A 9,645-nucleotide genomic window follows, 5' to 3' on the forward strand; every position below is an offset into this window, starting at 1 on the left:
AATTTCCAATAAAAAACGCATGCGGTTTTCAGCAGAGCCACCCCATTGATCTTGGCGTTTATTGGTCAACGGCGATAAAAACTGACTAATTAGATAACCATGTGCACCATGTAATTGCACGCCTTCAAAGCCTGCTTTCTCACAAATGGCAGCTGAAGTTGCAAAGCGCTGGATAATATCAAGGATTTCATCTTCACGAAGCGCTCGCGGCGTTCCAAAACTCATTGATAAAGCGGGACTAAATGGTACTGCTGAAGGTGCAACCGTTTCCTTATTTAAGCCCTTAGGACATTGACGGCCCGGATGTGACAACTGTACCAATTGCACCATGCCATGTTTTTTACCAATCGCAGCCCATTGTTTTAGTGGTTCTAAGTCACGCTCGGTTTCAATCACCACCACGCCTGGCTCATTTTTAGCTCGGAAGTCCACCATCACATTACCTGTAATGGCACAGCCTAGGCCTCCTTTTGCCCAAGCCTCATACAAGCCTAAGTGCAAATGATTCGGCTGGCCAGCATGATTAGCCAGTGCTTCACTCATTGCCCCTTTAATCATCTTATTTTTAAAATGGACCTGCCCAATGTCGATTGCGCTTGCAAGCTGGCTCATGAAAATTCATCCTTTAATATTTTTTAGTGTTTTTACTCTATGTGTTTTTTGGCTACAGTCAAGAGAATTTGACAATTCATTTTGTCAAAATTTCTGATCTTTTATTTAGAAAATGATTTTACTGATACTGACTGGCTTGAATCAATTGACGCGTATAGTCAGACTGCGGTTGCTCAAAAAGTTGTTCAGTGGCTTGCAATTCCACTACTTTGGCATGTCGCAAAACCAAAACTTGTTGGCAGAGTGCACGTACCACTTGTAAGTCATGGCTAATAAACAAATAGCTCATACCCTGCTCGTGTTGTAGGCGGCGTAATAACGCCACAATCGAACGCTGCGTGCTTCGGTCTAAGGCCGAAGTTGGTTCATCTAAAATCAATAGTTTCGGTTGAAGCACCAAGGCTCGTGCCAAAGCCACACGCTGTCTCTGTCCACCGGATAGCTCATGCGCGTAATAGCTTTTAAATATAACTGGCAACTCCACCTGAGTTAAGACATTCTCAACACATTGCGTCCTCTCAAATGAAGACAAAGGTTTTAAAGTCAAACCTTCTGCAATGATTTGTTCAACACTCATGCGTGGATTCAAACTTGCAAACGGGTCTTGAAACACGATTTGAAAATCACCGCGAAGCGGACGTAATGCTTTTTGCGAAAGTTGGTTTAAATCATGTTCTCCAAACAGAATCCGCCCTCGACTTTCAATCAACCTTGCTACAGCCAGTGCCAAAGAACTTTTGCCTGCACCACTTTCCCCAACAATTCCCAACGAATGCCCTTGAGCCAAGCTCAAGTCCAAAGCTTCAACCGCAGCAAGATACTGTGTCGTGCGATTAAACCAGCCTTTTTTAATCGGAAATTTAACCTCAAGTTGTTTTAAGCAGAGCAAAGGTGCTGCATCTTGTACATTAATGGCTTGACCAAAAGAATGATTGAGTAAGTTTTGAGTATAAGTAGACTGCGACTGCTCAAAAATCTGCGCAACCGCCCCTTGCTCTACGACCTTACCTTGATGGATGACCACGGCATCATCAGCATAGTGTTTCACCAAGTTGAGGTCATGGCTAATCAAAATCATGGCCATGTTATGGCGCTGTTGTAAAGACTTCAGCAAGTCTAAAATTTGAACTTGCAGCATGACATCTAGTGCTGTGGTGGGTTCATCGGCAATCAAAATATCAGGCTCTTGCACCAGTGCCATGGCAATCATGACCCGCTGACGCTGCCCGCCAGACAGCTCATAAGGAAAACGCTGCAACACACTTTCAGGATTTGGAATGCCCACATCCTCCAGCAAGGCAATTACACGTTGCCGAGCTTGCATTTTAGACCAGCCCTGTAACCACAAAGTCTCGGCAATGATCTTTTCCACCCGATGCAAAGAATTCAAGGCAGTCATCGGCTCTTGAAAAACCATTGCGATTTTTTGCCCACGAATCGACCTAAATTGTGCATCGTTTAACTCTAGTAGCTCTTTTCCGTCTAACAGTACTGAGCCGTGCACTTGCAATGCTTTCGGCAATAAACCCATCAAGGCTAAAGCACTGATCGATTTTCCTGAACCACTCTCTCCAACCAGCGCCAAAGTCTGCCCAGCATACAGTTCAAAACTGAGCTGATCGACCAATACCCGTTCTGCACTTTGAATGCGCAGTGTATTCACTTTAAGTATGTGAGCAGTCCTATTATCGTCTAGGGTCAAATGCATCGCGCAAAGCCTCCCCGATATACATCAACAACGCAAGCACAATGGCTAAGCTGAAAAAGCCAGACAGTGCTAACCATGGTGCATTTAAATTATTCTTCCCTTGTAACAAAAGCTCGCCCAATGATGCCGCATCAGGCGGTAGACCATAACCCAAGAAATCCAGTGCTGTTAGCGCTGTAATATTGGCAGTTAAGATAAAAGGCAGTTGTGACAGACTCGAGCTGATCGCGTTGGGTAAAATATGCCGAAAAATAATGGCTCGGTTGGTCACACCCAAACTTCGCGCGGCACGGACATAGTCCAACTGACGTGCCCTTAAAAACTCAGCACGTACCAGTGGAACTAAAATTGTCCAACTGAATAACAGCATGATTAAAAACAGCCAGTAAATATTTGGGCTAAACATACTGACTAAAATCATCACCAAGAACAGCATAGGTAACCCACCCCACACTTCTAAAATGCGCTGCCCGATTAAATCGATCCAACCACCGTAATAACCTTGTATTGCTCCAATCACTATGCCCAGTACAGCTGAACTGAAAGTCAAAATAAAACCGAACAGCAATGAGACACGTAAACCATACAACACGCGTGCCAAGACATCACGACCTTGGTCATCTGTCCCGAGCCAATTTTGCATCGTGGGTGGTGACGGTACAGGGATAGTCAAATCTACATTGGGAGTTTGATATGAATATTGGATCAACGGCCAAACAACCCAACCTTTTGCTTGAATCAGCTGTTGTACCACTGGATCTTTATATTCAGTTTCAGTTTCGAAAACACCGCCAAAAGTCGTTTCAGGATAGTGTTTCAATACTGGAAAATATAAGGTCTGATCATACCTTACCAACAGCGGTTTATCATTCGCGATCAGCTCTGCAGCTAAAGACAGTACAAAAACACAAAGAAATAAAATACAACAACTGAGACCGAGCCTATTTTGCTTAAATCGTTTGAAACCTGCATGTAAAATAGGTGACATCAGCCTCTCCCTTGCGAATCAAAATGTATTCGCGGATCAATCAGCTGATACAACACATCGCCAATTAAACGCAGCAGCAAGCCCAACAAAGTAAAAATGAACAATATGCCAAAAATCACAGGATAGTCACGCTGCACAATGGCTTCAAAGCCCAATAAACCTAAACCATCCAGATTAAATATGATCTCAATAAATAAATTGCCCACAAAGAAGTAAGCGATTAAAGCTTCTGGTAAACCTGCCACCACAGTCAGTATCGCATTGCGAAACACATGACCATATAACACTTGCGACTCGGTCAGGCCTTTGGAACGTGCCGTCAGCACATAAGGCTTGCTTAGCTCTTCCATAAACGAATACTTGGTGAGATAAGTCACTGTGGCAAAGCCACCAATCACCATCGCCAAAAGCGGTAAAGCCATGTGCCAAAAATAATCTTTAATTTTGCCCCATAACGACAAATCCGCAAAATTTTCCGAGACCAAACTTTGTAAGGGAAACCATTGGAAATAAGAACCGCCTGCAAAAAACACAATCAGGAGAATTGCAAAAATAAACGCAGGAACCGCATAGGCCACTGCCAACAGTAGCGATGTAGACTGATCAAACACCGTGCCGTGCAATCGGGCTTTTTTGATGCCCAAAGGAATGGAAATCAGATAAATCAGCAAAGCACTCCATAGCCCCAAAGATACAGATACAGGTAATTTATCCTTAATCAGCACTGTAACAGGTTGGTCTTTAAAGAAGCTCGTACCGAAGTCCAGCTGCACATAATTCTTTACCATTTCAAAAAAGCGTATATGCATGGGCTGATCAAAACCATAGTGTGCTTTGATCTTTGCGAGCATTTCATCACTAAGTCCTTGCGCGCCTTGATAGACATTTGAGCCTACACCTGCACCGCCCAGATTACCCAAAGTTTGCATAGCTTTCGCTTGTTGAATGGCTTGCTCAACAGGACCACCGGGCGCAATTTGAATCACAGCAAAATTGATTAGTAAAATCAAAAATAAGGTCGGAACGATCAGCAACAGCCTTTTGAATATATACATACGCATCTCAAAAACCCCTATACCAGCTTATGGCTTGGCTGCCTGACCTAAGTACTGACTCACCTTTTTCGCCTGTTTGGCATCACTCCACCAATAATCCAAACCGACATGCAACTGTGGACTCCGTGCCGGTTTTTGATACATGTTCCAATAGGTATACCATTGATCCGCTTTACCATAGGTCGGTATTTGATAATAACCCGCACGCAACAAGCGATCTAAAATACGCGTTTGAACGACCACTTGCTTACGATCAGGCGCTTGAATCAACTGTTGGATCATCTGATCAATCACCGGATTTTGAATACCCGAATAATTATAATTTCCCACCTGATGGGCTGAAGCACTGCCCCACAGTTGCACCTGTTCTTTGCCCGGTGTCAAAGACTGTGGCATCGTTTGTAGGGTCATATCAAAATCTTGAGTACGCATCCGCTCATAATACTGCGGTGTGTCAACCTGTCGAATCCTCAGCTGTATTCCTAGGCGCTTTAGATGGCGAACAAAAGGCGTAATTTCACGCACAGCATCACTCGGCTGAATCAGAAACTCAAACTGAATCGGCTTGTTCTTCCGATCCAACAATTGCCCTTTGGCATTATATGTATAGCCATTTTTTAATAAAATCTGTCGTGCGATAAGCAAATTATTTCGATTATAACCCGATCCATCCGAAGCCGAATAACGCCAATTCTTTAAAACACCATCGCGCTGCACAGGATGTAATTTCGCCAAATAAGGCTTTAAGATTTTGATTTCAGCAGCCGAAGGCACACCTTTGGCCTCTAATTCACTGTTAGAAAAATAACTTTGCAGGCGTTGATATTGCCCATAGAACATCGCCTTGTTTTGCCATTCGAAATCGTAGGCATAGGTTAAAGCTTGGCGAAAATAAATATCTTGAAAAGGCTGACGGCGGGTATTAAACACAAAACTTTGCGTCGGTATCGGATTGAAATGCTTAAATCGATATTTTTTAACGAGACCTTGTTTCGCTGCGGGAAAGTTATAAGCAGTCACCCATTGTCGTGCGGACTCTTCCTCATGCAAAGTATATAAACCCGCCTTAAACGCAGTAAAAGCAATATCTTTGCTACGATAATACACATAACCCAAGCGGTTAAAATTATAGCGCCCTTGATTGACCTTTAAATCTCTGGCCCAATACTTTGGATTACGCTTATAAACAACTCGCTGCCCTGCATTGATTTTCTCTAAGAGATAGGGGCCTGATCCTAAAATCGGTTTGATCGAAGTTTGACTAAAGTCTTTGCCTTGCCAGTCTTTTTTAGAATAAATTGGCATTCTGGCCACAATCAAAGGCATTTCCACATTATTTCGTGTTTTAAAATGCATTTTGACGCTGTATTTGGACAACACTTCAGTCTTGGCTAAATCCGACAAATACATCTGTAAGCCAAAATTGGACTTGGTTTGAAAAATATCAAAACTGAACTTTACATCGGCTGCGGTAACAATACTGCCATCACTGAAGCGTGCTTTTGGGTTTAAATGAAAAATGATAGCGTTAAAGTTTTTCGGGTCATAGCTGACCTTTTCTGCCAGCAATGGATACATCACCGCAGGCTCATCCAAGGAACTACTCATAAGTGAGTCAAATAAATAATTGGTTCCCTCAACCGCAGTACCACGACCATTCATGCTGTTTAAGTTATCAAAACTCCCAATGACTGCACGTGTTAATTCGCCACCCTTCGGTGCCTGTACATTGGCATAAGGCAGATAATCCAATTGGCTGTATTTCGGCGTACCATAAGGTGCAATAAAAGGCATGGTCTGCAGTGCAGACCATGCCTTTAAAGGAATCGATACAAGGCTGAACAGCAAGAGTGTTGTTCTAACCTTCATCGGAGCTTTCTCTGAAATTGCATTTCAACTCAATATTAGTTCGGCACCTTAATTACATCGCCAATGCGCAACTGCGTATTCGGTTTAATGTCATTGAGCTCAGCCAATTGCGAAGTGTCCATACCATAACGACTTGCCAGTCCAATTAAGGTATCACCACGTTTTACTGTGTACTGTGAAATCAGTTTTGGAATTTGAATGGTCTGCCCAACTTGCAAGCCCGCACGCGGACTCAGGTTATTTAAAGCAGCAAGCTCTGACACCGACATCCCAGCACGGCTTGCAATTGAATTTAACGACTCGCCTGACTTCACTTTATAGGCTTCAGTTGCACGGCTAGAAGTTGCTTGTGGTTTTGCTGCCACTGTTTCTGTTTTGATTGGAGCTGAATCAACATCGCCTTCAATTTTCAAACGCTGACCGACACGAACATTGGCTGTACGGCTTAGGTTGTTTAATTCAGCCAAATAGTTCAGTTGCAAATGATATTTACGTGCAATGCTATTTAGGGTTTCACCCGATTTCACCACGTGAATATCGGTTGAGTTATTACTTGCAGTAGTTTGTTTTTCGACTGTTTTCGGCGTTTCAACAGTAGGCACTTCACCCGTTAATTTGAGTTTTTGACCTGCACGTAAGCCCGCTGTACGACTCATGTTGTTGAGGTCAGCAATATAATCCATACCCAAATTATATTTCGAAGCAATCGCAGTTAACGAATCCCCCGACTGAACAGTATAATTATCTGGTACGGTTGAACCCGCAGGGATCTTAATACTTTGACCCACTTGCAAGCCGCTATTGGTTGAAAGATTGTTGAGATCAGCCAACTCCGACAAGCTCATCTTCGACTGTGATGCAATGCTATACAATGTGTCACCACGTTGTACTTTATAACTTTCAACTTTGAACTGTGGCTCAGCTTTGACTAGAGATGCTTTGGCACTACTTGTCGTCAAGCTTTTGACCTCATTGAGTGGCACATTAATTTTTTGTCCCACCAACAGGTTGCTGCCCGCATTTAAACCTGGTGTTAAATCTGCCAATTCTTGATTTGACAGCGCATAGCGGTCTGCAATCAGTTTCAGATATTCGCCACGTTTCACCGTATACGACTGGGTTGCCACTTTGGTTGGTCTGCTAGTTTTTTCATCGTTGGATTTAGTACGGGATTGAGCTGTTTCTTTTAAAGAAAGCTTTTGCCCCACACGTACACCACTCGTTACGCTTAAACCGTTATAGTCAGCCAACTGTTTTAAGCTTAAACCAAACTCATCCGCAATGCCTGTTAAGGTATCATTGGCACGAACGGTATAACTCTCGGGTTTAGTCTCAGCTTTCACTGTAGAACGTACTTCAACTTTTTCAGTTTGTGGTTTTGCATCATATAAATAAATCGATGTACCAACATAAAGTATGGCATTGGCATCCATTTGGTTCCACTTCGCCACATCACGCCAGTTCACCCCATTTTTGGCCGCAATCAGCGCCAAAGTATCACCCGGTTGTACGGTATAAGTTGAACGTTTACCTTTTGGCGGCACAATCACAATTTCAGAGTCGGTCTTAACAAAGTTTTTGCCTTGATTACGTTTCACTTCATCTGAATCTAAACGGGTATTGTCAGCCACAGATTTTGGATAAGCAAAACCTTTGGTTAACTCTTTACCTTGCAGCTCTGCCACGGACTGACTGGTTTGAATTGCGGTGAGTTTAATTTTACCATCTAAAGGATCCACAATTTCTGTGCCTTGAGGGGCCAAAGCTTGAATTTCAGCTACCACTTCAGCTTGCTCTGCTTTGGTCGCAACTGGTTTCAGAACTTCATCGACAGTTTTGCTTTGACCTTCGGCTTGAATTGCCGCGGTTAACTGCTCACGCTCTGCTGCTGAAATTGGTGGTTCAACGGAAACTGGTTTCACTGGGGTCGCTGGCGTAACCGCAACTGGAATACGCGGCGCACTTGGAATATCGCTATTGGCAGCAAAAGCAGCCAGTGCATTAGACCCTTTAGGCGTTGAACCACGGGTAGGCGTCGCAATAGCAGTACTGCTCGACGACGTCACTGTAGACGAAGTGGCAGGCTTTCCTGTTGTGGTTTTTGTTGTTGTCGTCGCTAAAACAGGTGGTGTAGTTTTCGACGGTGTGATCGCTTTGGTGTTTAAGGTCGGCGGTTCAATTTTGCTTGGTTGAATCGTTTGGTTATTTTCAGGCAGTTTGGTATTTGCAGATGCCCACAAGCCGCCTGAACCACCCTGTAATTTTTTCAAACGTACATCCACTGAAGGACTCAAATCCGCAGGAATTAAAATCCGCATTGGACTTGCACCATCAATCCATTCACCGCGGTGTCCCGGGTTTAACTGATACAGCTCGGCACGGCTTAAACCGGTAATCGACGCGACTTCATTTAGACTCACCGCGCCCACAGTAACTTCTCTAAAGTGCGGACGGTTGGCAATCGGTGGTAAATTGATGTTATAGGCATTTGGATTTTTAATGATCTGCGCAACCGCCAAGAAACGTGGCACATAGTTCATAGTTTCTTCAGGCAGTTTTAATGACCAATAATCTGTCGGCAAACCTGCGGCTTTATTACGGTTAATCGCTTGTTGAATACGGCCCGGACCTGCGTTATAAGCTGCTAGGGCAAGTTCCCACGAACCAAACTGGTTATATAAACTGCCCAAGAACTCATACGCGGCACGTGTTGACTCGACCACATCACGGCGACCGTCATATTGGCTACTTTGTTTTAAGCCATAAATACGCCCCGTACTTGGAATAAACTGCCATAAGCCCGCAGCCGCAGCACTACTGGTTGCAGCAGGATCATACGAACTTTCAATCACAGGCAGAAGAGCCAGCTCTGTTGGTAATCCGCGACGCTCGGCTTCTTTAACGGTGTGATACAAATAACGTGAAGCACGTGCACTTAAACGGTCCAAATACGGTTGGCGTGAAATGAACCAACCACGCTGTGCATCAATGCGCGGATTCCAATGATCGCTATTCATTTTAAAGCCCACGGTCATACGCTTCCAAACGTCACCGTGCTTTAACACCAACAGTCGATCCCCTTCCACCGCACGCATGTCGGTTGCAGAAAGTAAATCTTCTAAAGAATCTAGACTATTTGCGTCTAAGTAGTTTGATACGACTTGTTTGGATTTAGATGTTTGCGTTGCACTTTGCGTCGAGGAGCAACCAGCCAGTCCAAGTGTCGCGAGAGCTGAACCGAGTACTGTAATTTTAAATAATGTCGGTAACATCGGTTGGCCAAAAATGGCAGCTGACTTATACATAAGAAAATCCAAACAACTCGTATAAAATTTATTTTTTAGATCTGCCATTGTAGTAAAGCACGCCGCAGACACAAGGCGTTAATTTAACTTGAAATCAGTATAAATGTT

The 9,645-nt window shown here is 43.8% G+C and carries 6 protein-coding genes; all 6 read right to left on the minus strand.

What is annotated here, in order from left to right:
• A partial coding sequence (locus ACY3FQ_RS10790) for an oxidoreductase (RefSeq protein ID WP_489774033.1) occupies positions 1-612 on the minus strand: 612 nt, incomplete at its 3' end.
• 118 nt (positions 613-730) lie between these two features.
• The gene (locus ACY3FQ_RS10795; protein ID WP_201950808.1) at positions 731-2,320 is read right to left on the minus strand and encodes an ABC transporter ATP-binding protein; all 1,590 of its coding nucleotides are present in this window, start codon (positions 2,318-2,320) and stop codon (positions 731-733) included.
• The gene (locus ACY3FQ_RS10800; RefSeq protein WP_201950807.1) at positions 2,298-3,308 is read right to left on the minus strand and encodes an ABC transporter permease; all 1,011 of its coding nucleotides are present in this window, start codon (positions 3,306-3,308) and stop codon (positions 2,298-2,300) included. Before ACY3FQ_RS10800 ends, ACY3FQ_RS10795 begins: the two co-directional genes overlap by 23 nt.
• Positions 3,308-4,369, minus strand: a complete 1,062-nt coding sequence (gene yejB, locus ACY3FQ_RS10805) for a microcin C ABC transporter permease YejB (RefSeq protein ID WP_489774035.1) — start codon at positions 4,367-4,369, stop codon at positions 3,308-3,310. Before yejB ends, ACY3FQ_RS10800 begins: the two co-directional genes overlap by 1 nt.
• A gap of 21 nt (positions 4,370-4,390) precedes the next feature.
• Positions 4,391-6,232, minus strand: coding sequence for an extracellular solute-binding protein (locus tag ACY3FQ_RS10810; protein ID WP_489774037.1), 1,842 nt, complete (start codon positions 6,230-6,232; stop codon positions 4,391-4,393).
• 35 nt (positions 6,233-6,267) lie between these two features.
• Positions 6,268-9,537: a LysM peptidoglycan-binding domain-containing protein gene (locus ACY3FQ_RS10815; protein ID WP_489774039.1), complete on the minus strand. Its 3,270-nt coding sequence runs from the start codon at positions 9,535-9,537 to the stop codon at positions 6,268-6,270.
• Between the last annotated feature and the right edge of the window lie 108 nt (positions 9,538-9,645).

The sequence above is a fragment of the Acinetobacter sp. AB03 genome (assembly GCF_058107045.1).